Origin of the sequence: Streptomyces winkii, from assembly GCF_032248595.1 — a bacterium.
Taxonomy (GTDB): domain Bacteria; phylum Actinomycetota; class Actinomycetes; order Streptomycetales; family Streptomycetaceae; genus Streptomyces; species Streptomyces winkii.
The window spans coordinates 164487-188374 of the sequence record NZ_JASTTH010000008.1; the positions used below are offsets into that span (position 1 = coordinate 164487).

The 23888-nt window shown below is 71.7% G+C and carries 16 protein-coding genes and 2 pseudogenes; 14 read left to right on the plus strand and 4 right to left on the minus strand.

Annotated features, from left to right (window positions below; translation table 11 throughout):
• The first annotated feature begins 18 nt into the window (after positions 1 to 18).
• The 7 genes from QQM67_RS24265 to QQM67_RS24295 all read left to right on the plus strand — a co-directional run bounded on the left by QQM67_RS24265 (position 19) and on the right by QQM67_RS24295 (position 8603).
• Positions 19 to 252: an acyl carrier protein gene (locus tag QQM67_RS24265; RefSeq protein ID WP_314176413.1), complete on the plus strand. Its 234-nt coding sequence runs from the start codon at positions 19 to 21 to the stop codon at positions 250 to 252.
• Complete coding sequence (locus QQM67_RS24270) at positions 249 to 1559, plus strand: ATP-grasp domain-containing protein (protein ID WP_314176415.1); 1311 nt, start codon at positions 249 to 251, stop codon at positions 1557 to 1559. Before QQM67_RS24265 ends, QQM67_RS24270 begins: the two co-directional genes overlap by 4 nt.
• Positions 1514 to 2950 (plus strand): MFS transporter, encoded by a 1437-nt coding sequence (locus QQM67_RS24275; RefSeq protein ID WP_314176416.1) that lies wholly within the window; start codon positions 1514 to 1516, stop codon positions 2948 to 2950. The genes QQM67_RS24270 and QQM67_RS24275 overlap by 46 nt, the downstream gene beginning before the upstream one ends.
• 340 nt (positions 2951 to 3290) lie before the next feature.
• On the plus strand, positions 3291 to 3458 hold the full coding sequence (locus QQM67_RS24280) for a hypothetical protein (protein WP_314176418.1): 168 nt from the start codon (positions 3291 to 3293) through the stop codon (positions 3456 to 3458).
• A 124-nt stretch (positions 3459 to 3582) separates the two neighbouring features.
• A complete protein-coding gene (locus QQM67_RS24285; RefSeq protein WP_314176420.1) occupies positions 3583 to 4530 on the plus strand; it encodes a diiron oxygenase in 948 nt (315 codons plus the stop codon).
• Positions 4531 to 4554: 24 nt separating this feature from the next.
• The gene (locus QQM67_RS24290) at positions 4555 to 5526 is read left to right on the plus strand and encodes an ornithine carbamoyltransferase (RefSeq protein WP_314176422.1); all 972 of its coding nucleotides are present in this window, start codon (positions 4555 to 4557) and stop codon (positions 5524 to 5526) included.
• Between the two features lie 32 nt (positions 5527 to 5558).
• A complete protein-coding gene (locus QQM67_RS24295) occupies positions 5559 to 8603 on the plus strand; it encodes a helix-turn-helix transcriptional regulator (RefSeq protein WP_314176424.1) in 3045 nt (1014 codons plus the stop codon).
• Between the two features lie 99 nt (positions 8604 to 8702).
• On the opposite strand, the gene QQM67_RS24300 is transcribed toward QQM67_RS24295, so the two are convergent.
• Complete coding sequence (locus QQM67_RS24300; protein WP_314176425.1) at positions 8703 to 9710, minus strand: AMP-binding protein; 1008 nt, start codon at positions 9708 to 9710, stop codon at positions 8703 to 8705.
• Between the two features lie 302 nt (positions 9711 to 10012).
• Between QQM67_RS24300 and QQM67_RS24305 the strand changes: the two genes are divergently transcribed.
• The 6 genes and pseudogenes from QQM67_RS24305 (at position 10013) to QQM67_RS24325 (ending at position 19819) form a co-directional block, all read left to right on the plus strand.
• Complete coding sequence (locus tag QQM67_RS24305; RefSeq protein ID WP_314176427.1) at positions 10013 to 10756, plus strand: hypothetical protein; 744 nt, start codon at positions 10013 to 10015, stop codon at positions 10754 to 10756.
• Complete coding sequence (locus tag QQM67_RS24310; protein ID WP_314176429.1) at positions 10753 to 13941, plus strand: condensation domain-containing protein; 3189 nt, start codon at positions 10753 to 10755, stop codon at positions 13939 to 13941. The genes QQM67_RS24305 and QQM67_RS24310 overlap by 4 nt, the downstream gene beginning before the upstream one ends.
• A gap of 608 nt (positions 13942 to 14549) precedes the next feature.
• Positions 14550 to 15548, plus strand: coding sequence for a helix-turn-helix transcriptional regulator (locus QQM67_RS24315; protein WP_314176430.1), 999 nt, complete (start codon positions 14550 to 14552; stop codon positions 15546 to 15548).
• A gap of 212 nt (positions 15549 to 15760) precedes the next feature.
• Positions 15761 to 17110 (plus strand): class I SAM-dependent RNA methyltransferase, encoded by a 1350-nt coding sequence (locus QQM67_RS24320; protein WP_314176433.1) that lies wholly within the window; start codon positions 15761 to 15763, stop codon positions 17108 to 17110.
• 214 nt (positions 17111 to 17324) lie between these two features.
• Positions 17325 to 17432, plus strand: a pseudogene (locus QQM67_RS30780) (IS481 family transposase); the annotation flags it as partial.
• Between the two features lie 503 nt (positions 17433 to 17935).
• Positions 17936 to 19819 (plus strand): FUSC family protein, encoded by a 1884-nt coding sequence (locus tag QQM67_RS24325; protein ID WP_314176434.1) that lies wholly within the window; start codon positions 17936 to 17938, stop codon positions 19817 to 19819.
• A gap of 54 nt (positions 19820 to 19873) precedes the next feature.
• Here the strand turns inward: QQM67_RS24325 and gap are convergent, their stop codons facing one another.
• Together gap and QQM67_RS24335 are read right to left on the minus strand one after the other, a co-directional pair.
• Positions 19874 to 20872, minus strand: coding sequence for a type I glyceraldehyde-3-phosphate dehydrogenase (gene gap, locus QQM67_RS24330; protein WP_314176436.1), 999 nt, complete (start codon positions 20870 to 20872; stop codon positions 19874 to 19876).
• A gap of 113 nt (positions 20873 to 20985) precedes the next feature.
• The gene (locus tag QQM67_RS24335) at positions 20986 to 21942 is read right to left on the minus strand and encodes a GlxA family transcriptional regulator (protein ID WP_314176438.1); all 957 of its coding nucleotides are present in this window, start codon (positions 21940 to 21942) and stop codon (positions 20986 to 20988) included.
• Positions 21943 to 22350: 408 nt separating this feature from the next.
• Here QQM67_RS24335 and QQM67_RS24340 point away from each other — a divergent pair, with 408 nt between their 5' ends.
• Positions 22351 to 23226 (plus strand): class I SAM-dependent methyltransferase, encoded by an 876-nt coding sequence (locus QQM67_RS24340; protein ID WP_314176440.1) that lies wholly within the window; start codon positions 22351 to 22353, stop codon positions 23224 to 23226.
• Between the two features lie 166 nt (positions 23227 to 23392).
• Here the strand turns inward: QQM67_RS24340 and QQM67_RS24345 are convergent.
• A pseudogene (locus tag QQM67_RS24345) lies at positions 23393 to 23833 on the minus strand (N-acetylmuramoyl-L-alanine amidase); the annotation flags it as partial.
• Positions 23834 to 23888 lie beyond the last annotated feature (55 nt).

Below are 23888 nucleotides of genomic sequence, written 5' to 3' on the forward strand. Positions count from 1 at the left end.
ACAGGAAGAGCGCGGCGAATGCAGCAGACCGAGGTCCTCGAAGTGGTCACGGACTTCTGGAAGGAGGTGCTCCAGGTCGACGTCGGCCCGGATTCGGACTTCTTCGAGGCGGGCGGCCACAGCCTCGCGCTGCTGGCGCTGGTCAACCGGCTCCAGGAGCACTTCGGGGTGGAGATGTCCGTCGTCGACGTCTTCGACTACCCGACGCTCGGGGAGTTCGCGGGCGCCGTACACGAGCGGATGAGCGCATGACGGCCGCGCGGAAGGTGCTGATGGTCCTGTACGCGCCGGGAGCGCTCGGGCCGCTGGAGCTGATGCGTACGCTCCGGCCGGTGGCCGACCTGGTGGTCGCCGTCCCCGACTCCCTGCGGGAGGACCCGGGGATCGGGATGCTCCGGCAGCTCTTCGACCCCGTCTTCTTCGATCCCGAGGGCCCCGGCCCCGACATGACCGGGGTCGACGGGGTGGTCACCTACTCCGACACCCTGGTGCGCACGGCGGCCGAACTGGCCTCCCGCAACGGCCTTCCCGGCCAGTCCCCGCAGGCCGCGGTCGCCCTCACCGACAAGTACGCCCAGCGCACGGCCCTCACCGAGCACGGCGTGGACGCGGTTCGGTGTGCCGTCCTGCGCGGGCCGGACGACTGGCAGCAAGCGGCCACGACGGTCGGGCTGCCCGCGGTCCTCAAGCCGACGGCGGGCGCGGGAAGCCGCAACACCTTCCCCGTGACGGACGCCGGCGAGGGCGAGGCGCTCGTACGGAGGCTGCTCGCGCCCGGCGCGGACGGCCCCGCGGAGCGCGAGATGATCCTGGAGGAGCGGCTGGACGGCGTCGACCAGGGGGACCACGGCGACTACTGCTCGGTGGAGAGCATCGTCGCGGACGGGCAGGCGATCCATCTGCCGGTGGTCTCCAAGTTCCGCCTGGTGCCGCCGTATCGGGAGACGGGGCAGTTCTGGCCGGCCCACCTTGACGAGAGCACGCAGAGCCGGGCGCTGGACCTGACCGACCGGGCGCTGAAGGCGCTGGACTTCCGGTGCGGCGTCACCAGCACCGAGATCAAGCTGACGCGGCAGGGGCCGCGCATCATCGAAGTGAACGGCCGCATGGGCGGGTTCGTCAACGAGATGATCGTCTACGCGGGCGGCCCCGACCTCGTCGTCGAGGCGGCGCACGTGGCGCTGGGCGTCACACCGCGGGCTCCCTCGCCCCGCGAGGACCGTCTGGTCTTCCAGTTCAACCACATCGCGCCCCCGAACGCCGTCGGGCTGGTCGCCGTCGAGGGCGTCGACAAGGTCAAGACGCTGCCGGAAGTCCTGGCCTACCGGCTGCTCATCGCGCCCCGCCAGGCGATGCAGCCGGGAGTGCGGACGCAGGAGCTCGACATGCTCAACGCGGCGGCGGACGACCACGGCGCCATGTACGGCTTCCTGGAGCGCGTGCACGACCTGCTGTCCTTCACCTTCCGGCTCCGCGAGGACGACGGCACCGTACGGGAGGCGACCCTGTCCGCATGGGAGCTGCCGAGCGCCCGGGCCTTGAAGGCGGGCAGGGAGTGACGGCGGAGGGCGTGAGCCGGGCCACCGAGGAGGCCGGCGAGGAAGGGGCCAGCGAGGAAGAGGCCACCGAAGAAGAGGCCACCGAGGAAGAGGAGGAGAAGCGGCGGGCGGCCGCGGCCGCGGCGGAGGAGGGCGATCCGCGCCTGCGGTCCGCCAGGCGCCTCCTCGTCGCCCTCTTCGGCCTGGAGTCCTTCGGCACCGGCGCGTTCACCTCGTGCCAGGTCCTGTTCTTCACCGAGTCGCTGCACCGCACCGCAGGGCAGATCAGCGTCGCGCTCAGCACGGCGGGCCTCGTCGCCATGGTGTTCGTCCTGCCGTTCGGCAAGGCCGCCGACAGGATGGACAGGAAGTGGCTGCTCGCGCTGCTCAACCTCGCGGCCGGGCTCGCGTTCCTCGGGTACTTCCTGCCGCCCTCGCTCGCCGGCTTCGTCGCCGTCACCGGAGCGGTGGTCGTGCTCCAGCGGATGCTGGCGCCCGTACGCTCCGCCCTGATCGCCCAGATGTTCCCGGCGACCCGGATGAAGGTACGCGCACGCACGTACGTCGCGTTCAACGTCGGCTTCTCGCTGGGCAGTCTGGGCGCCGCGGGCGCGGTCGGCGTGGGTTCGGACCGCGCGTACGCGCTGCTGCTCGTCGTCGACGTGGTCAGCTTCGTGGTCTGCGCGGGGATCACGGTTTTGCTGCCCCCCGTCGCGAAGGGGGCGAAGGAGGCCGCCGCGAGGCGCGGCTACGCCGCTCTGCGCGACCGCCCGTTCCTCGTCGCGACCCTCACCAACCTCTTCGGCTCGCTGCACGATTCGGCGCTCTTCATCGGCCTGCCGCTGTGGCTGGTGAAGCGCACCGACGCGCCGCACTGGACGATCCCGTCGATGACGGTGTTCAACTGCCTGCTGGTCGTGGCCCTTCAGGCCCGCCTCACCCGCGGCACCGACACCAGCCGGGGAGCCGCGATCGCCCAGTGGCGCGGCACGCTCGCCCTGGGCGCGGGGTGCGTGCTGCTCGTCTTCCTCACCGAGCCCATGGGGACGGTCGGTTACGCGCTGCTCGTGGGCGCCGTCGTGCTGCTCACGGTGAGCGAGATGGTCCAGTCGGCGGGCGCCTGGGGCCTGTCCTACAGCCTCGCGGACGAGCGCCGGGTGACCGAGTACCAGGCCGTGTTCGGGCTGAGCCTCGACGCGCAGGAGATCCTCGGGCCCGTGCTCGTCACCGGCCTGGTGCTGGGCGTCCCGCACGGCTGGGGGTGGGCGCTGCTCGGAGCGCTCGTGGTCGTGCCGTCGTTCGTGGGGACGCGGCTGACGCTGGGCGGACCCGTGCCGCTGTGGGCCGCAACAGGCCGTAAGGCCAAGGGACTTCGGGACCCGGTGGGGGCCCGGGCCGGAAGCGGGGAGTGAGCGCGGGCCGACTCGGCCGACTCGGCCGGCGCAGCCCGGGGCACCAGGTGCCGGGCGCCGAGGCGAACCGGAACCTGACATCACCCTGCCAGCGCACTTCCTTGCCAGCGGTTTCGTCTTCTCCCGGGGCTCGCCGGGGACCAGGATTCTTCGTGTCGACACGTCCGGGCGGTCCGCCCCGGCCCCTCGCCGGGGCGCGGGAACGGGCAGCCCGGGCCGGGCCCATCAGACCCAGGGCGTGCCGCACCCCGCGGCCGGGGCACCTCCCAGACGGAACTCGGGGGAGCACTCCGCGACACGTTCAGGAAGCCTGCCGAACCTTCGAACACGAGGATGTGTCATGACGGTTGCCACGAAGCCCGCCCACTGGACCGCCCGGGCTGTGCCCGGCGCCTCCGCCGCGCCGGCCGCTCCTCCCTCCGCACACGGCACGCCCGCCGGTCCCGCACCCGCCGCCTCCGTACTCCTGGCCGCGGGCGACGAGGAGCGCGACGTCGGCTGGCAGTGAGCGGACGGACCGCGCCGACCGCCGCGGACTCCGACGTGCTGTTGGAACATCACTCAGAGAGGCATCCAGCGATGGCTTCCCGCTTTCTCCTGTGCGGCCCTGACCACCTCGGCGGGGCCGCGGCATGACCTACGGCATGGCCGAACTGAAGGTGTTCGAGAGCTGGTACGAGAAGGCGGGCGTACGGTCCACTCCCCGGCGCATCACGCCCGAGGACAAGGACATCCTCAAGAGCTTCTTTCCGAAGCACATCGTCCCGCACCTGAACCACCCGCTGCTCGAAGCGCAGGAAGAGCCGCTCAAGCGCTACGTCGAGGCGCAGCACCTCTACCAGTGGCTCAACTTCACGGCGGAGTTCGAGGTCTCCGTGGTGCTGAGATCCACGCAGCGCATCGCCGACAACAAGAGCGGGCTCGAACTGTCCCGGCGCGTACGCATGGACGCGTTCAAGATCTGCGTGGACGAGAACTACCACGCGCTCTACAGCATGGACGCGGTGGACCAGATCGAGCGGCGCTCCGGAATCAAGTCCCTCGACTACGAGTTCGCGCCGTTCCTCGCCCGCCTCGACGGCGTCGCCGACGCCCATCCGCAGCACCGCCTCCTGGTGCAGCTCCTCCAGGTCGTCGTCTTCGAGACCCTCATCACCTCGCTGCTGAACGACGTGCCCAAGGACCCCGGCGTGATCACCCTGGTGCGGGACATCGTCAGGGACCACGCCATCGACGAGGGCAGGCACCACGCCTACTTCGCGGAGTTCTTCCGGCATTTGTGGGGGCAGCTCGGGCCCGGCGAGCGCCGTCTGGTCGCACACCTTCTGCCGCAGGTCATCGTGGAGTCCCTCCAGCCGGCCACCCGCTCGGCCCGGACCGCGCTGGCACAGGCCGGACTGAGCGACGGCGCCGTGCGCACGATCATCGAGGACTCGTACAACCGTCAGGCCGTCATGGCCGGCATCGTCTACGCCTCCGCCCGCACCGTCGCGCTCTTCGAAGAGTGCGGAGTGCTGGACGTCCCCGGAGCCCGAGAAGCCTTCCACCGCGCGGGATTTCCGCAGGCAGCACCCCAATAGACCACCGAGAAACGGGAGTAGCACGTGACCACCGACCGGTTTTCCCCACGGAAATCCCTGCTGAGTCTGTCCGGCCTGGAGAACGGGGACGTCTCCCGGCTCGGAGATGCCGCCTTCGCCTACGGCTCGTCGAAGAAGTCCTTCACCGGGCTTCTCGACGGGGCCAAGGTCGGCCTGATCTTCACCGCGCCCTCCACCCGTACGCGCAGCTCGTTCTGGAGCGCCGCCTGCGCACTGGGGTGCGACACCCTCCACTTCGGCGCCGCCGACCTCCAGGTCGGCACGGGCGAGAGCTGGGGCGACACGGGCCTGGTGCTCGACAACTACCTCGACGCGGCCGTCGTACGGACGAACGGTCCGCAGTTCGAGCTGGAGCAGCTGGCGCACTCCCTCACGGCGACGGTCAACGCCCTCAGCTACGAGGAGCACCCGACCCAGGCCATCGCCGATCTCTGCGCCCTGCGCGGCCACTTCGGCCCCGTCGGCGACGGCGGGCGGGCCCTGCGGCTGGCCTACCTCGGGCTCGTCAACAACACCGCCCGCGCCCTGGCGCTGCTGTGCGTCAAGACGCCGGGCCTGACGCTGGACGTCTACAGCCCCGCCGACCGCGGCTTCCCGGACGAGGAGATCAAGTCCATGAACACCATGGCGGACCGGGACGTGGTGCGGCAGTTCGACAACATGCCCGCGGCGCCGGACGCGGTCGACGCCGTGTACACCACCCGCTGGCAGTCCATGGGCGTGCCGTACGAGAACGCCGACTGGGCCGATGCCTTCCGCCCGTTCGCCGTCACGGCGCAGACCATGCGGCGCTTCAGCGGCGGGACGGAGGCGGTCTTCATGCACGACCTTCCCGCGATCCGGGAGATGGAGGCCACGTCCGAAGTCATCGACGGCGACCTGTCGTTGGTGCGCAGCCAGGCATTTCACAAGGAGTCCGCCGCCGCGGCGGCTCTGCTGTGGTCGCTGGGCGATCGCCCGGTGCCGGGCGTCTGACGAACCGGCACCCCAGCACGAGCACGCTCACCATGGAGGGGCAGCCGGTGTACCTGGTCGAACGGGAAGAACAACTCGCGTCTCTCGCGAGGCTGTTCAGGTGCAGCGCCGCCGGTGCGGGCGGGGCGGCGCTGATCGAGAGCGCACCGGCCGAGGGCAAGACCGAGCTGCTCCGGCGCGCCGCGCACGAGGCGCGGAACTCCGGTGCCCTCGTGCTTCAGGCGACCTGCTCGGTGGCCGAACACGCCCTGCCCCTCGGGGTGATCGACCAGCTGCTGCGCAGCGTACGGCTGCCGGCCGGGCTGTCCCAGCGGACGGCCCGAGATCTGGAACGGGCCGTCGCCGAGGCGGCGTCGGCGGATACGGCGGCGGGAACGGGCACGACGGCGGGAGGCTCCGCAGCCGGACCCGAACCCGAACCCGGACCCCAACCCGGACCCGGACCCGGATCCAGCCCCGGACCCGGTGCAGGCCTCGCACGAGCGCTGCGCGAACTGACGCTGCCGCTGCTGTCGTTCGCGGAGAGCAGGCACGTGGTCGTCGCCGTCGACGACGTCCACTGGGTTGACGCGCCCTCCTCGCACTGGCTGCTCTATCTCGTACGGCGCCTGCGTACGGCCCGGATCGCGGTCGTGCTCACCGGCAGCTCCGAACCGGGCGAGGGCGCCCGGCCGCTGCCGGAGCGCACGGCGTTCCGCGACCAGCTGCTCGCACAGCCGCACTGCGAGAGCCTGCGCCTGGGCCCCCTCTCTCCGGACGGCGCGCTGCGCGCGGCCGGAGCCGTGCTCGGACGACCGGCGGCGGACCGGCTCACACAGGAGATCGCCGAGGCCTCCGGGGGCAACCCGCTGCTGCTGCACGCCCTCGCCGAAGACGTGCGCTCGGCCCGCGCCCGCGACGAAGAACCCGGCGACGACGCATACGTCCGCGCAGTGCTCTCCCTGGTCCACCGGAGCTCGCCGCAGGGTCTCCCGCGCGTCGCCCGGGCCGTCGCCGCGCTCGGGGACGAGGCGACGCCCGGCCTGGTGGCGCAGCTGGCGGGCCTCGACCAGGGCACGGCCGAGCGGTGCCTGCGGGCGCTGACAGAGACGGGCCTGCTCACGGACGGGGCGTTCCGTCGCAACGCCGCGCGGCAGGGCATCCTCGCCGCCCTGCCCTGGCGGGAGCGGACCGGACTGCGGGAGGCCGCCGCCCGGATCCTGCACGAGAACGGCGGACGAGCGCAGAGCGTGACCCGGCTGCTGCTGTCCCCGGGGATGCGTCCGCAGCCCTGGGCGGTGCCGGTGCTCCTGGAGTCCGCCGAACGCGACCGGAGCGACGGCGAACACGAGCGGGCGGTGGCGGCGTTGAAGCTCGTGCTGACGGCACCCGCCGGCGAACACCAGCGCGCGGCGGCCAACTCGGCGCTCGCGTCCGTGATGTGGCAGACCTCTCCCGCGGCTTCCTGCCGGTATCTCGAACCGCTCGACTCGGCCGCCCGGGCCGGGCACCTCGGCGCAGGCGACGCCGAAGCCCTGCTGCACCAGCTGCTCTGGCACGGACGGCATGAATCCGCGAGCCGCGTACTGGCGAGCCTACGGGCGCGCGCAGGGTCCGAGAGCGCCCTCGCCGCCGGGGTGCGGGAGACCGCGCGGTGGATCGAGTGGACCCACCCGCCGGTGGCCCGTGCTGAAGAGCAACGCACGCGGACCACGGCCGGTTCCGGCGGTCCCGCGGATGCCCCCGGCGGTTCCGACGGCGCCGACGTCCAAGGCGACCTGCGGTTCCGCCCCGCGTTTCTGCTCACCGACGCCCTCGTACGGGGCCGGGCCGGCGAAGCCGTCGCACGCGCCCGGGAGCTGCTGGCGGAACGGCTCCCGTCCTCCGGCGGCGAACTGCCCGCCGCTGTCGCGACGTCGACGGCGCTGACCGTGCTGATCGCCACCGGGCACGCCGCCACCGCGGCCCGCTGGTGCGACGAGCAGCTGACCGGCCCGGCGTCCGCACTTCCGCCGGCGTGGCGGGCGCTGCTGCACGCCGTGCGAGGCGAAGCCGCCCTCCGCCTCGGCGACTTGGACGGGGCCGAGGAGCACGCGGGCCACGCCCTTGCCGGTCTGGACCGGGCCTCCTGGGGCGTGGCGCTGGGCCTGCCGCTGAGCGTGGCGGTGCTCGCGGCCGTACGCAAAGGGCGGTACACGGCAGCCGCCGACCTGCTCTCCGGCCCGGTTCCCCGGGAGATGAGCCGCACGCGCTACGGACTGCACCACCTCCACGCGCGCGGCCACCACCTCCTGGCAACCGGGCGCCCGCGCAGCGCACTTGAGGACTTCCAGCGGTGCGGCGAACTGATGGCGGCGTGGGGCATCGACGTGCCGGGGGTCGTCCCATGGCGCACCTCGGCCGCCGAGGCCCACCGCATGCTCGGCGATACGGACGCGGCGGCGGAGCTGGCCGCCGCGCAGCTCCCGTTGACGGGTGCGTATCCCGCCGAACGGGGCCACGCCCTGCGGCTGTCGGCCGCGTCCGTCCCCCCGGAACGGCGCCTGCCCCTGCTGTCCGAGGCCCTGGAGCTGCTCGAATCGTCCGGCGATCAGTACGAGGCGATCCGCGTCCTCATGGACCTGGGCGAGGTCTGGCACCGCCTCGGCGAGCACAAGAGGGCCCGTACCCGTCTCCGCCGCGCCCGACGGATGGCCGAACTGCACGGCGCCGCCCCGCTGTTGCCCGGTCTCCAGCTCGCGCGGCCGCCGCAGCCGCAGCGTCCGGCCGAGGACCCGGCGCCGGGCCTGGCCCACGACCCAGCCTCTTCCCGCGCTCCGGCCACGCCGGTCGCTGCCGGGCGGGGGACCCCGGGCATGCCTTCCGCGGCCCCTTTCACCGGTCTCACCGACTCCGAGGCCCGCGTCGCGGCGCTCGCGGTGCGCGGACATACGAACCGGGAGATCGCCGCCCGGCTCTATGTCTCCGCCAGCACCGTGGAGCAGCACCTCACGCGCGTGTACCGGAAGTTGGGCGTGCGCAGCCGGAAGGCGCTCCCCGCGCGGCTGGCCGGACTTCCCCGCCGTCAGCACGCCGCGGAGTGCGCACTGGCGATCTGAACGCGTACGGGTCGTGCCTGTCGTATGGCTGTACCGGCCGTACGGGCACAGCGCCCTGCGGCGGTGTGGTTGCGCACCCGGCACGACGGGCGTGAACGGTCAGCCGGCGGTGGCGAGTTCGGCATAGCACGCGATGTCCGCCGCCTCGGTCGGCCCGTAGACGTTCAGGATGCGGGCGTCGAAGTGGTCCGAGTCGATCCACGGGCGCAGCGAGGACAGGTCCGGCGACTCGGCCCCGAGCGCCAGGCAGCGCAGCGAGCGGAGCTGCCGGAATCCGTCCGCCGCCGCCAGCTCCACCACGGGATAGAACTGGCTGGGAACGGCCGGGTTGAACACGGAGATCCGCTCCCTGCCCAGCGTCGCGAGCAGGGCCTGCGGATCGTAGGGCCCCTCCTGGAACAGCGTCAGCGAAGCACCGGTCAGCAGCGGGGTGAGATAGCTGCGGATCGACGCGTCGAAGCTGGAGGCGATCACCTGGAGGACGCGGCTGCCCTCGTGTATCCCGCACGCGTCGCGGCACCAGGTCAACGTGTTGACCAGCGCCTCCATCCCGACCTGGACGCTCTTGGGCCGTCCCGTCGAGCCCGACGTCTGGATGACGTAGGCGGCGGCTTCCGGAGCGTGCCGGTCGGCGGCCGCGGCCCGGCCCTCGTCACCGGCCGTCCGGGGCGCCCGGGGCGGAAGCCCCGAGAGCAGCGCGCCGACGTCTGTACGCACGACGCCGCCGGCCGGGCCCGCTCCGTGCAGCCGGTCGTCCAGCGCACGGCTGGAGAGCACCACGGGCGGACGGGTGTCCTCGGCCAGGGCGCTCAGACGTGAGTCCGGCAGCGCCGGGTTGAGCGGTGTGTAGACGCCGCCCGCGCACAGGGCCGCCAGCATCGAGACGACGAGTTCGTACGAGCGCGGCAGCAGTACGCCGACGGAGACCTCGCGGCCGACGCCGAGGTCCACCAGATGTTCCGTCAACGCGTCGACGTCCCGGGCGAGTTCGCCGTACGTACGGCGGAGTTCGCCGTCCGCGCCGACGACGGCCTCCAAGTCGGGGCGGCGCGCCGCCTGTTCCCTGAACAGCGCACCGACGGTGCGGCCGTGCCATGAGGAATTCACGCGACCTCGTTTTCGTCGTCTTCGTCGTGGTCTTCATCGTGTTCGCCGTGCCGGAAAGACGTGACGTACGGACCGTAGAGCCGGGGGCGCGAGGGCGGCAGACGAGTCCGCGAATACTGCGGTCCTTCCCATGAGTTCTCCGGGTTCGCCGGGTGGGGGGAGGGGGGTTCTAGGGGTTGCGGCAGTACGGGCGCCGGTGCGGGAATTCATTGAACGCCTCCGCCGCCACCTCCGGAATGAGCACCAGCGAATCGAGTACGAGCCGGGATGAGCCCGATCGGAATGAGGGAGCACAGCAGACCGTGCCAGATCCCGTAATCATCGGCCGGCGTTACAACGGTCCGCCCGGCAGCGCCAACGGCGGTTACGCCTGCGGGCTCTTCGCGGCTCTGGCACGTCCGATGCTGGGCACGTCACCGGACGGCAAGGCTTCAGACATCGCCGTCCAGCTGCTGTCGCCGCCTCCGCTGGAGACCCCTCTGACAGCGACGTCCGCGGGGCGGCGCGTGGCCTTCTGGCACGGGGAGACGCTCGTCGCCTCCGCCTCGCACGGGGCGGTCCCGGCACAGGCGTGCCCCTTCGTCGCCCCGGCCGGCGCCCGCGAGGCCGAAAAGGCGTATGCGGGGCATTCCAGCCACCCCTTCGGCACCTGCTACGTATGCGGCCCCCGGCACCGGGACCGCGGACTGCGCCTGGCACCGGGGCCCGTCCCGGGGCGTACGGACACCGCGGCGTGCACCTGGACACCCGGTCCCGAGCATGCCGGAGAGGACGGCCTGGTCCGGCCCGAACTGATCTGGGCGGTCCTGGACTGCCCCGGCGGCTGGACGCTCGACCCCGTCTCCGCCCCCTTGGTCCTCGGCCGGATGACCGCGCGCATCCGCCGACTGCCCTCTCCCGGAGAGACGACCGTCGTCGTGGCCACCGGGAGCCCGGGAGGAGGCAGGACCGCCCAGTGCGAGACGGCGGTCTTCCGCCAGGACGGCACCGAACTCGCCCGCAGTTCAGCCGTGTGGGTACGACGAGACGAGAAAGCGCAGCCATGACGACCCCTCTTTCCGCGCCCGGCCGGGCAGCCGCCGAACCGACGACCGCAGCAGCACCCCAACCCGCACCCGAACCGGCATCCGCATCCGCAGCGGCACCCGGACCCGCATCCGGAGCCGGACCGGCCACGGCGAGCCGTCCACGCATCCAGGACATCCTCGGCCTCTCCCCACTCCAGCAAGGGCTGCTCTTCCACGCCGAGCTGGACGACTCCGGCCACGACGTCTACACCGTCCAGCTCAAGCTCCGCCTGGAGGGGCCGCTCGACAAGGACGCCCTGTGGCGCGCGGCCGGCGCCCTGCTGCGCAGACATCCCCACCTGGGCGCCGCCTTCCGCCACCGTAAGACCGGGGAACCGGTCCAGATCCTCACCGACCGCACCCGCATCCCGCGCACCGAGGAGGACCTGTCCGGCCTCGACGGCACGGCCAGGGCCACGGAGCTGGACCGGCTGGAGGAGGAGCAGCGCACCGAGCGCTTCGACCTGAGCCGGCCGCCCGCGTTCCGCTTCATGCTCGTCAAACTCGCCGCGCAAGAACACCGGTTGCTGCTGACCTGCCACCACATCCTCGTGGACGGCTGGTCGTTGCCCCTGCTCGTCGACGAACTGACGGCCCTCTACCGCACGGCCGCCGCGGGGGGAGAGGTCCCCGAGCAGGCAGGGCTTCCGCCCGCCGTCCCCTACCGCGACCATCTGCGGTGGCTGGCCGGGCGGGACGAGGCGGAGTCCAGAGCGGAGTGGCGCCGCGCACTGGACGGCCTCGACGAGCCGACGTACCTCGTGCCCGGAGGACGCGCCTCGGGCTCCCCGGTGAAGCTCCAGCGCGCCCTCTCCCCGGAGGCGACCGACGGCCTCACCGCGCTGGCCCGCCGCGAGGGCCTCACCCTCAACACCGTCGTCCAGGGCGCCTGGGCGCTGCTGCTGGGCCGTCTGACCAGGCGCGAGGACGTCGTCTTCGGAGCGGTGGTCTCCGGGCGGCCCTCGGATCTGCCGGGCTCGGAGCGGATGATCGGCCTGTTCATCAACACGGTCCCCGTGCGCGTACGGCTGCGCCAGGACGAGCCGTTCGCCGAAGCCCTGCCGCGGTTGCAGCGGGAACAGGCGCGGCTGCTGGAGCACCAGTACCTCGGGCTCGCCGAGACCCAGCGCCTCGCCCCCGGGAGCCACTTCGACACCCTGCTGGTGTTCCAGAACTACCCGGCCGGGCCCGACGAGGACGCCCCCGGTTCCGGCCTGCGCGTGACCGGCGTCGACGCGCACGACGCCACCCACTACCCCGTCAGCCTCATGGCCGTACCGGGCGAACGGCTGCTCCTCGACCTGACGTTCAGGGACGCCGCGGACGTGCCCGGAGGTGCCGCGCGGCTCCTCGACCGGGTGGCCGAGGTGCTGGAGCAGGCCGCCCGCCGGCCCGGCACCGCGGTGGGCGACTTCGACATCCTCTCGGAGGGGGAGCGCCGCGCACTGCTCGGCGAGTGGATCGGAGGCGGGCCACGGCATGCGGTGCCGCCGAGGCCCGCGGCCCCGATCGGCAGGCCGATTCCGGGAGACCGCGCCTACGTCCTGGGGCTGCACGGCGACCTCCTGCCTCCCGAGGTGAAGGGCGAGCTGTATCTCGCCGGTGCCGGCCTCGCCCGCGGCTACATCAACCGCCCCGCGCTGACCGCGTCGAGCTTCGTGCCCGACCCGTACGGCGAACCGGGCACACGCATGTACCGCACCGGCGACCTCGCCCGGTGGCGCGCGGACGGGCAGCTGGAGTACCTGGGCAGGGCCGACCACCAGGTGAAGATCCGCGGCTACCGGGTCGAACTCACAGAGATCGAGAGCGCGTTGATCGCGCACAGCGGTCTCTCGGGCGCCGCCGTGCTCGCCCGCGAGGACACCCCCGGGCACCGGCGGCTCGTCGCCTACGTCGTGGCGCGCCCCGGGGAGCGGCCCACGGACGAGGACGTCCGGCGGCACCTCGGCGCGTCACTGCCGGACTACATGGTCCCCTCGACGTTCGTATGGCTGGACGCCGTACCCGTCACCACGCACGGGAAAGTGGACCGCGACGCGCTGCCCGCTCCCGGTGCCTCCGGCGCCGGCGGCTCGGGAAGGCGGCCGGTCACCGGGAGGGAGAAGGCCGTGTGCGCCGCCGTCGGCGAAGTGCTCGCCGTCGACGACGTCACGCTCGACGACAACCTCTTCGACCTGGGCTGCGACTCGCTCACCGCCGGGCGTCTCGTGGGCCGCGTCAACGCCGAGCTGGGGCTGGGGCTGACCGTCCGCAGGCTGTACGAGTCGCCGACGGTCTCCGGGATCCTCACCGGACGGGACGCGTCGGTCCCGGGCGCCCGCGGCGCCGACGCCGCCGGGCTCGACATGCTGCTGCCGGTGCGTCGTGAGGGGAGCCGGCCGCCGCTGTTCTGCTTCCATCCCGGGAGCGGCCTGAGCTGGTGCTACACGGGACTGACGCGGCATCTGGGGCCGGACCAGCCGATCCTGGGCGTGCAGGCCGCGATCCTCACCGATCCGGACAGTGCCCCGGACTCCGTGGAGGCCATGGCAGGGGGATATCTCGCGCTGATGAGGCGGGTCCAACCCACCGGTCCCTACCGCCTGTTCGGATGGTCGTTCGGCGGGGTCGTGGCTCACGCAGTGGCCTGCCTGCTCGAACGCGAGGCGGGGCAGACGGGGGAAGAGGCGACGGAGAGGGTGGAGTTCCTGGCCCTGCTCGACTCCTTCCCGCAGGCCGCTACGGACGAGCCGGGCGGCGCGATGACCGCCGCCGACGAACGGAGGCTCTTCGCCGAGGGGTTGGGGCTCTCCCCGGAGTCCCTGGGCGACGGCGAGCTGACACCGAGCCGGGTCCTCAAGGCGGCGCGGGACGAGGAGAACCAGCTGGCCGGACTCGACGAGCACGCCGTCGCGGCCCTGATGAAGGCCTCGGCGCATCACGTCCAGCTGATGAGCACGCACACCCCGGGCCGGTACGAGGGGGATGTCGTGGCCTTCGATGCGGGATCGGGACGACCGCTCCCCGAATCCTCGGCCGTGCTGTGGCGGCCCTTCGTGGGCGGCGCGATCGAGCAACATGTGGTCGACGGCGTCCACGAAGAGATGATGAGCGCCCGCGCGCTCGAACGCATCGCGCCCGTCATCGCCCGTGGGCTGGGGGAGGGGCGTCAGCAACGGTGAGGGCTGGGCGGGGGTGAGCCCTCTGCCGGTGCGCTTGCTTCCCCGCCCGCCTGTTCCCCCTTCTCTCCCCCCTTCTCTCCTACCTCCGTTCCTCTCCTCTCCTCTCCCTCGTCCGGGACGAATTCCCGCTCGCTGCTTGCCGGTTGCGTGTACGCGGCACCGGTTTCGGCGCGGACCCGCGGTGCCGATCCCGCTGCGAACGCGCGCTGGTCGTGCGCCCGCGCGCGCAGCCGTGGCAATTGGCGGGAGAGACTCCAAGTCGTGGCTCATTCGGTCAGTCGTCCCGAGGAACAAGGAATTCTTCATTCCGCATAGCCGCCGGCACTATTCCCGCCCGGAACCGCGCAGCTCAGAGCCGCCGTCTCCCGTCCGTACGCCGTCGCCACCGGCCGGACGCACCTTTCGCCCCCTCGATCACGATTCGGCGCCCGGGGCCCCCGGGTCGATCCCTTTCCGCCAACTCACCGCGGCCGACGGCCCCTTGAACCGTCCGAACTTTGCCGAAACCGTCTTGAACTTTGCTGAAGGGGATTGTTAGATAGCTACCGTGCCGGAAGGGGAGCCGGCCGTAACGAGGGATACACGGGGGAACAACGTGGGGAGTTTCAGTGGAGTTTCTCGGGCTGGGGGAACGAGCCCTGAAGGTTTACCAAGAGATGCTCAGAAAACCCGGGGCCGGCGTGGAGGAAATCGCCGATGAATTAGGCTGGGACATCGACCGTGTCCGCAGTGGCCTCGACGAACTCGCAGAACAACAACTCGTCCGTCCTTCCTGGGAGACCTCGGGCGTCTTCCAGCCTGTGAGCCCTCAGGTCGGCCTGGCCGCCCTGATCGCCCGCAGGGAGGCGGACCTTACGCGCTTTCAGAACGACCTGGCGGCGAGCAAAGTGCTCGCCGAGCAGCTCGGCGACGACTTCGCCCGCTCCGTCCGGGCGGAGGACAGCGGAGACGTGGAGCGTCTGGTGGGAATCGACGCCGTACGCTCCCGCATCGAACAGCTCTCTCAGGACTGCCGGAAAGAAGTGCTGTCCTGCGCGCCCGACGGAGCGCAGACCCAGGCCAATCGCCAAGCCGGGCGCCCCTTGAATCAGATGCTGCTGGAACGCGGCGTCAAATTCCGTACGATCTACCTCGACAGCGTCCGCAACGACCGGGATTCCGTCGAGTACGCACAATGGCTCACCGGATTGGGCGCCGAAATAAGGACGTTGGCGACCGTGCCCTCGCGAATGCTCGTATTCGACCGGGAATTCGTGGTCGCGCCCATGGATCCGGAGGTCTCCGGCAGCGGCGCTCTCGTGGTGAAGGGCTCCGCGATCGCCGTCGCCATGCACCATCTCTTCGCCCTGCTCTGGAAAGAGGCGCTTCCGCTCACGGTGGGGGCGCGATTGCCGAAGTCCGAGGACGAGATCAACGGACAGGAGCGCGCCGTCCTCGATCTGCTCGCCGACGGGCACACGGACGAGACGGTGGCCCGCCGCCTCGGGGTCTCGGTCCGCACCGCCCGCCGTGTCACCGCCGACCTGATGTCCCGGGTGAACGCCCGCAGCCGCTTCGAACTCGCGGTCCAGGCAACCCGGCGCGGGTGGGTGAGCGCCCGTAAGTGACGGCGGCGAAGCCTCCTCACTTCGCCGGTCCCCGTCGCGGCCGCCGCCGCGCGGGGCTCCGGCGGAGCGGGCGGGGGCGGGCCGGATGCCGGCGGTCCGGGGACCGCATCACAGCACGTAGACTGACGGGCTGCCCGGCATCCGCACGGTCACCGCGGGACGCCGGCGCCCGCCCCGCACCGCTGATCTCGCACCCCTGGAGCTGTCCCGCCATGCCCGATGCCCCCGCAGACGCCCTTGCCCCCTCGCTCGTGGGCGAGGAGTACGAGGTCGAGATCGGCCCCGTCGCGCACGGCGGGCACTGCGTCGCACGTACGAGCGCGGGGCGAGTGCTGTTCGTGCGGCACACGCTGCCCGGCGAGCGCGTCGTCGCCCGCGTCACCGAGGGCCGCGAGGACTCCCGCTTCCTGCGGGCGGACGCGGTCGAGGTGCTGGACGCCGCGAAGGACCGCATCCCGGCGCCCTGCCCCTTCTCCGGGCCGGGGCGCTGCGGCGGCTGCGACTGGCAGCACGTCAAGCCGGGCGCCCAGCGCCGCCTGAAGGGCGAGGTGCTGACCGAACAGCTGTGGCGGCTGGCGCAGATGACCCCGGAGGACGTCTCGTGGGACGGCACCGTCGAACCGGCCCCGGGCGACAAGGTGCCGGCGGGCGAGGTGCCCGCCTGGCGCACGCGCGTCCAGTTCGCCGTGGACGACGAAGGGCGCGCCGGGCTGCGCCGGCACCGCTCTCACGAGGTCGAGCCGATCGACCACTGCCTCATCGCGGCCCCGGGCGTGGAGGAACTGGGCATCGAGCGGCGCGAGTGGCCGCAGATGGCGGGGGTCGAGGCCACGGCGGCCACCGGCTCCCAGGACCGGCAGGTCGTGCTCACCCCCAGGCCCGGCGGTCGCCTCCCGATCGTCGAACTCGACCGCCCGGTCTCGGTGTTGAGGGCCGGGGAGCGCGGCGGCGACAAAGGGAACCTGCACCGCGTGCACGGCCGCGACTTCGTGCGCGAGCGTGCCGACCACCGCACATGGCGCGTGGGTGCGGGCGGCTTCTGGCAGGTGCATCCGCAGGCCGCGGAGCTGCTCGTGGACGCCCTGATGCGCGGACTCACCCCGCGCAAGGGCGAGATGGCCATCGACCTGTACTGCGGCGTCGGCCTCTTCGCGGGCGCGCTGGCCGACCGCATCGGCGAGAACGGCGCCGTCCTCGGCATCGAGTCGTCCAAGCGCGCCGTCGAGGACGCCCGGCACAACCTGGCGGACTTCCCGCGGGTCCGCGTCGAGCACGGCAAGGTCGAATCCGTACTGCCGCGCACGGGGATCACCGAGGCCGACCTCGTCGTGCTGGACCCGCCGCGCGCGGGCGCGGGCAGGCAGACGGCCCGCCACATCGCGTCCCTCGGCCCCCGCCGCATCGGCTACGTGGCCTGCGATCCGGCCGCCCTGGCACGGGACTTGGACTACTTCAGGACCGAGGGCTACGTCCCGCGCTTCCTGCGCGCCTTCGACCTCTTCCCGATGACGCACCACCTGGAGTGCGTGGCGATCCTGGAACCGGCCGCGAAGCACTCCTGAACCGACCCCACCCCGTCGTCGTACCACTGCCCTCGACGCACAAGCAGGCGCCGACGCCTGCCCCATGAGGCAGGGCGATTCCGGTACGCCGTCCTCCCGCGTAACCGAAAGTTGCTTCCGGCGCCGAAGAGCTCGTGTTCGACGCCGGTGGCGCCGACGAGCCAGGCCACTACCGACGGCGCGGTCCCGCCGAAGAGTGCGGTCGCCAGGGCGCAGGCTGCCCGGCCATCGCGTCCAGACGGACGTGACGTTCGTCGAGCCGCTCGCCCCGATGCCGCAGGGGCGCCGCGGTGGGCGCAACAAGTACTTCCAGTTCACTGCGCCGGGGCCACCGGCGCCGGGCTTTCAGTCCGCCAACTACCCCGTGGCAGGGCAGCGTTCAGGTCGAGCGATGCAGTGTTCGGGGTCTCGGTAGGGGTGTCCGCCACCGCCGCGAGCGCCGGTGCGGGAACGAGCAGCGACGGACATGTGCGCGCAATGCGTCGGCAGCCAGGATGACAAATCGGCCGGTTAGCGTCGGATATCCGCGGTCATCGTCGCCCGTCCCCGCCCTGTCGCTCTTTGCCGACCGGTCGCACGAGGAGGCCCGTGTCCGTTCCGCGATTTTCTCACGCCCCGCGCGTGACGCGCCCTTTCCCTTTCTCCGATCCCGCCCGCAGGAAACGGCGTTCCGTGCCGACTTGGCTCATTCACCCGCTGGTTTGGCGTTCTGCTCCCGTCCCGTGGACGGCCATGCTCCGCGGTGCCTTGAGCGCAGGACCACTGCTGGCGCTGGGCGTGATCACGGAACACGTCGGTCAAGCAGTCGCGGCGGGAATCGCCGCGATGCTCGCCGGCGTCAACGACCGTCCCGGCACACGCCGAACCGGCGTCGTGCATATCGGCCTGCCGGCGATCGCCGGTGCTCTCGGAATGCTGTGCGGCAGTCTGCTCGCGGACGCGGGGAGCCACTGGGGCGCCGTGCCCGCGCTGTTCGTCGTGGGCCTGCTCTCCGGCGCGCTCAGCGTGGCCGGCCCTGTGTGGTCCGCGGCAGCCATGCAGTTGCTGGTCGCCACGGCGATCGGTGCGGGGATGCCGCTGCCCGGCCCCGGGTGGCTCAATGCGGGATGTTTCCTGGGCGGCGCGGCCTGGCTTCTGTTGCTCCGGCTCCTCGTCCGCGTCCCGTGGCTGCGGCAGGCGACGCCCGGTGACGGCGAACGGGAAGCCGTCGCCGGGGTGTTCGACGCGCTCGCCGATGCTCTGCACGCTCTTGGAGGGCCGGAAGCGGAAGCCGCCCGTCGCCGGCTCACCGCCGCGCAGCAGCACGCGGAAGAGGCACTGCGGCTGATGCGGGTGCTGTCCTGGCCGGTACGGCGCACCGGTCGGGGTCAGACTCGGGCCCATGTGCTGACCGAACGCCTCGGTGCTGCGACCGCGCTGTGCGAAGCGAGCATCGCCCTGCTCTGGGAGGGCAGGCCGGTGGCCAGTCGTGTGGCTGACGGGCCCCGTCGGCTCGCCGCGGCGGTCCGCGCTGAGACGGTACCCGGCGCGCTGGCGAGCCCGCTCGCCGATACGGTCCAGCGCGATGCTTTCGACCGGGCAGTGCTGGAAGCGGCGGTGACGTTCGACCGTACGACGCCGCGCCGGGCCCCTCTTGAGCACGGGTCCGGGGCGTCCCCGGCGGGCGACCGGTCCGGACTCGCCGCCCGCTCCCGCCGCGTGGTGAACCTCCTGTCCGGCCACAGCGCGCGCCCTGCGCCCACCCGTCCATGGCGGGACGTCTGCGGGCCCGCCGGGCGGGAGTACGGGCTGCGCGTGGCCCTTTGCGTCGCGGTCAGCGCCGCCGTCGCACTGGCACTCCACCAAACCCACTGGTACTGGCTGCCCGCGACCGCCGCCTTCCTGGTGAAGCCCGACATGGGCCCGCTCTTCTCCCGGGTGGTGGCCCGCTTCGCGGGCACGGCCACAGGCGTCCTGGTCTTCACGCTGACCACGGCAGGACTTTCAGGGGCGTGGTGGCCGGTCGCGGTGGTCGTGGCCGGGGGGACGCTGATCCCGGTGGCGGTCCGCAACTTCGGATTTCAGACCGCAGTGGTCACCGTGCTGGTCCTGTCGTTCGTTCACTCGGTGGGAGACAGCGAGGCGGCAGCCGCCCGACTGGTGGACACGGCGCTTGCCTGCGGGATCGTGCTCTTGGTCGGCCACCTTCCGCACCTCGCGAATCCACGGCTGCGGGTCGGCCACCGCTTGGCAGTCGCGCTGCGCTGCACGGAACGGTATCTGTGCCATGTGCTCGACGGATCAACCACCACCTGCGGCATCCCCGTTGTCTCGTCCGCGAACAGGGATCGCGCCGACGAGGGCGACCGGCTGCGGCACGCGGCATACAGGGCGCTCGCCGAGGCCCGCATCGCCGCGGAGACGGCCGCAGCTGAACTTCCCCCACCGCAGCATGGGCAAGGGCACGACTGGCTTGCCGTGATGGCACGGGCAGAACGGATCGCTGATGCGGCCACCGCGTGCGCGGTACGCCTCGAGCGCGGTGTGCCACGCCCACCCAGGGCCGAGACTCGAAAGGTGACCACCACGCTCGCGGCCATGGCCGACTCGCTGTCGGACGGCCGCGAGTGCCCAGTACTCACACTGCCCCAGGCGCCACGGGGGTGCCATTCCCTGCGCGAGGTCATGACGCAACTGCAAGGCATCCACGACCTGACAACGGCAGCCTGACACTGTGGCCTGACAGTGTGTCGGCCCGCCAACGGGCGGCGCCCCGGCGTCCGGTCAGCGGGTGGCGAGGAATCCGAGGGTGTCGATCACGCGGTTCGAGAAGCCCCACTCGTTGTCGTACCACGCGACCACCTTGATGTGGCGGCCGTCGACGCGGGTGAGGGCCGAGTCAAAGATCGACGAGGCGGGATTGCCCGTGATGTCGGACGACACGAGCGGGTCGTCCGAGTACTCGAGGATGCCGGCGAGCGGCCCCTCCGCTGCGGCGCGGTACGCCGCCAGCACGTCGTCGCGCGTCACGTCGCGGGCGACGGTCGTGTTGAGTTCGACGATCGAGCCCACCGGCACCGGTACGCGGATCGAGTCGCCCGACAGCTTGCGGTCGAGGTTCGGCAGCACCAGGCCGATCGCCTTGGCGGCGCCGGTCGTGGTCGGCACGATGTTGACGCCGGCGGCTCGGGCGCGACGGGCGTCGCGGTGCGGGCCGTCCTGCAGGTTCTGCTCCTGCGTGTAGGCGTGCACCGTCGTCATGAACCCGTGCTCGATACCGGCGAGTTCGTCGAGGACCGCGGCCAGCGGCGCGAGCGCGTTGGTCGTGCAGGAGGCGTTCGAGACGATCGTGTGCACGGCCGGGTCGTAGGCGTCGCTGTTGACTCCGAACGCGAGCGTGACGTCGGCGCCGTCCGACGGCGCGCTGACGAGTACCTTCTTCGCGCCCGCGTCGAGGTGGGTCCGGGCCGCCCTGGCCGAGGTGAATCGGCCGGTGGCTTCCAGGACGATGTCGACGCCGAGTTCGGCCCACGGCAGCTGCGCCGGTTCGCGCTCGGCCAGCACCGTGATCCGACGGCCGTCAACGATGAGGGCGTCCCCGTCGACGGTCACCGGGCGCCCGAGCCGGCCGGCCGTGCTGTCGTAGGCGAGCAGCCGGGCGAGAGTGGCGGGCTCCGTCAGGTCGTTGACGGCGACGATTTCGAGGTCGCTGTCGCGCTCCAGTAGTGCGCGCAGCGCATTGCGTCCGATGCGGCCGAATCCGTTGATGGCGATGCGAGTCATGAGTGATGTCCCTTCCCTTCCCTTACCTCCACACCAGGCTCGCCCGCGGCCGGCGCGGCTGACAGTGGCGGGATCGCCATGGTTCAAAAGGATCCCGCCACGGGTGCGGTGGGTTACTCGCCCTGGGTGAAGGTGCGCCGGTACTCGCTCGGTGTGGTGCCGAGGATGCGCTGGAAGTGCAGGCGCAGGTTCGCGCCGGTGCCGAGCCCGATGTCGGCCGCGATCTGTTCGACGCTGCGCTGCGAGCGCTCGAGCATTTCGCGGGCCAGGTCGATGCGGGCGCGCATCACCCACTGCATCGGCGTGTAGCCGGTCTCCTCGACGAAGCGCCGGGAGAACGTGCGCGGCGAGACCCCGGCCTGCCGCGCCAGTACGTCGAGGGTGAGGGGCTCGCCGAGCCGTTGCAGCGCCCACTCCCGGGTGGCGCCGAACCGCTCGCCGAGCGGGTCCGGGACGCTGCGCGGCAGGTACTGGGCCTGGCCGCCGCTGCGGTAGGGGGCCGCGACCAGACGCCGGGCCGCGTGGTTGGACGCGGCCACTCCGAGGTCCCCGCGCAGGATGTGCAGGCACAGGTCGATGCCGGAGGCGGCGCCGGCCGAGGTGAGCACGCTGCCCTCGTCGACGAACAGCACGTTCTCGTCGACCTGGACGAGCGGATGCCTGGCCACGAGCGCCCGCGTGTAGTGCCAGTGCGTCGTGGCGCGCCTGCCGTCGAGGAGGCCCGTGGCGGCGAGCGCGAAGGCACCCGTCGAGATGGCGGCGAGCCGGGCGCCCCGGTCGTGGGCGGCGATCAGTTCCTCGACGACGGCGTGCGGCGGGTCGTCGCGGTCCGGGAACCGGTAGCCGGGGACGAAGACGATGTCGGCCCACGCAAGCGCGTCGAGGCCGTGAGCGACGTAGTACGCGAGGCCGTCGCCGCCGGTCACGAGACCGGGTGTCGCCCCGCACACCCTCACCTCGTACGGCATGCTCGCGCGGGTCGTGAAAACCTGCGCAGGAATTCCGACATCGAGCGGCTTCGCACCCTCGAGCACAAGGACGGCGACGCGATGCAGGCGGGGTGCGGGCACAGGAAGAGATTACGTGGGGCGCGACTTCGATACGCCCACCGCGCGGACCGGACAGACGACACACCGGCCGGGCTGTCTCCAGCCACACGCGCAGGTGGGAGGGCGCGGCCAGGGCATCGCCGTCATTTCCCTGGCTCTGGCTCAACTCCCGTGATGCGCTCACGGATCGTCACGGACTCCGTCCCCTTGTCGAAAGTGAGCTGACTTACCAGCCGTTGGCCGGGGTAGCGTGGTGGCCTCTGGTCGGCTGAGCGTCCCGGAGCCTTGTCCGGCTCTCGCTCTGCGCGCCGCCTTCGGCGGGGCAGAAGCTGTGAGTGCCACCTGACGCCTCTTCTGCGCCGACATCCAGTTCGTAGCCCTTCGCGACACGCATGCTCTTGTGCGCAGTTGCAGGCTGACGATCTCGCTTTGACCACCGCTTACGCAATTGACAGAGCTGATCCGGAAGGGACAGGAATGCAGTCTGGCCATGCGAGTCGCTCGGCGATGGGCAGCGCCCTGCTCAGGGCAGAACACGCCCGCGAGGACCCCACGCGTGTCCTGGATGACACGCTGGCGGGACGACTCGTCCCGAGCGAAGAACGACCGCGACTGGAGAAAACGATCGCCGGCTGGCCTCCGCAGGTGCGCCGGTCTCTGCGTCTGCATCATGCCCTTCGGGCTCGACTTGCGGAGGACGAGGCAGTAGCCGGACTGTCCGTTGGCCGATCCGACTACGTGCTGCTCGGAGCCGGCTTGGACACATTCGCCTGGCGGCATCCACGGGCCGGTGAGTTCCGTATCTGGGAGGTCGATCATCCCGACACCCAGGCGTGGAAGCGGTCAGCACTTGCCCAAGCAGGGGTGGCGGACGTTGCGAACGTCCGTTTCGTATCGGTCGACCTGGTCACCAGAGGGCTCAAGGAGACCGGTCTGCCGGGCCGGGCGACATGGAACTGGCTGGGAGTGACCATGTACCTCCCGCGAGAAGCCACCCGAACCACCCTGCGCGCCATCGCCTCCCGGCAGGAAGGAACAACGCTCGTCGCCGACTTCGTCTGCGCGACCGGGGAACTCGACGATGCCGGACAGGCCGTCAGAGCCTCCGCCGACGCGGCAGTCGCAGCCGACGGCGAGCCCATCCTCGCCGACTACGCCACCTCGGAAGTGAACACCCTCCTGCATGAAGCGGGGTTCCGCACCGTGACGCTGCTGGACGCCGACGCCCTCCGCGCACGCTATCTGCCCACACAACTTGACCTGCGCCTTTCGAGCTCGACAGTGCTCGCCGTGGCTACGGTGTGATCACTGCCCGTGCGCGCGAACGAGGGGCGCAGCGTGGGTAGTTGGCTCCGCGCTCCAGCGTGTGACCGCCGCCGGACGCGCCTCGGTGGCCCAGTACGACGCTGGGCCACCGAGTTCGCTCCGTCATTTCAGCGTTGACGCGCCTCCCGGCGCATGATCATTCGTTCACGTAACCCATGTACTTGTCCCAGTCCCAGTTCGGGCCCGGGTCTGTGTGGTCGTTACCGGGGACCTCGCTGTGGCCGACTATGTGCTGACGGTCCTTCGGGATGCCGTACTTGTCGGCCAGGCTCCTCGTCAGCGCGGCCGAGGAGCGGTACATCTCGTCGGTGAACGACGCCGGGTCGTCGACGTAGCCCTCGTGCTCGATGCCTATCGCCGTGGGGTTGCCGTTACCGACGTGCCAGGCGGTGTCGCCGTCGTCGACCATCTGGGTCACCTGACCGTCGGAGGAACGCACCACGTAGTGGGCGCTGACCTCTGCCTCCGGGTTCTTGAACCAGTTGATCGTGCTGTCGTAACTGCCCTGCGTGACGTGGATGACGATCTGTGAGATCTCCCCGCTCCGGCCAGGGGTGTAGTTCGCCGGGTCGGCCGGTTCCCAGATGGGCGGAGCGGGAGCGGGAGCCGGGGCCGGAGCCGGAGCCGGGGCAGGAGGCGCA

Excerpts from the sequence above, each read along its gene's own strand:
- QQM67_RS24265 (WP_314176413.1), top strand. The coding sequence starts at position 19 with ATGCAGCAGACCGAGGTCCTCGAAGTGGTCACGGACTTCTGGAAGGAG.
- QQM67_RS24270 (WP_314176415.1), top strand. The coding sequence starts at position 249 with ATGACGGCCGCGCGGAAGGTGCTGATGGTCCTGTACGCGCCGGGAGCG.
- QQM67_RS24275 (WP_314176416.1), top strand. The coding sequence starts at position 1,514 with ATGGGAGCTGCCGAGCGCCCGGGCCTTGAAGGCGGGCAGGGAGTGACG.
- QQM67_RS24280 (WP_314176418.1), top strand. The coding sequence starts at position 3,291 with ATGACGGTTGCCACGAAGCCCGCCCACTGGACCGCCCGGGCTGTGCCC.
- QQM67_RS24285 (WP_314176420.1), top strand. The coding sequence starts at position 3,583 with ATGACCTACGGCATGGCCGAACTGAAGGTGTTCGAGAGCTGGTACGAG.
- QQM67_RS24295 (WP_314176424.1), top strand. The coding sequence starts at position 5,559 with ATGGAGGGGCAGCCGGTGTACCTGGTCGAACGGGAAGAACAACTCGCG.
- QQM67_RS24310 (WP_314176429.1), top strand. The coding sequence starts at position 10,753 with ATGACGACCCCTCTTTCCGCGCCCGGCCGGGCAGCCGCCGAACCGACG.
- QQM67_RS24320 (WP_314176433.1), top strand. The coding sequence starts at position 15,761 with ATGCCCGATGCCCCCGCAGACGCCCTTGCCCCCTCGCTCGTGGGCGAG.
- QQM67_RS24325 (WP_314176434.1), top strand. The coding sequence starts at position 17,936 with ATGCTCGCCGGCGTCAACGACCGTCCCGGCACACGCCGAACCGGCGTC.
- gap (WP_314176436.1), bottom strand. The coding sequence starts at position 20,872 with ATGACTCGCATCGCCATCAACGGATTCGGCCGCATCGGACGCAATGCG.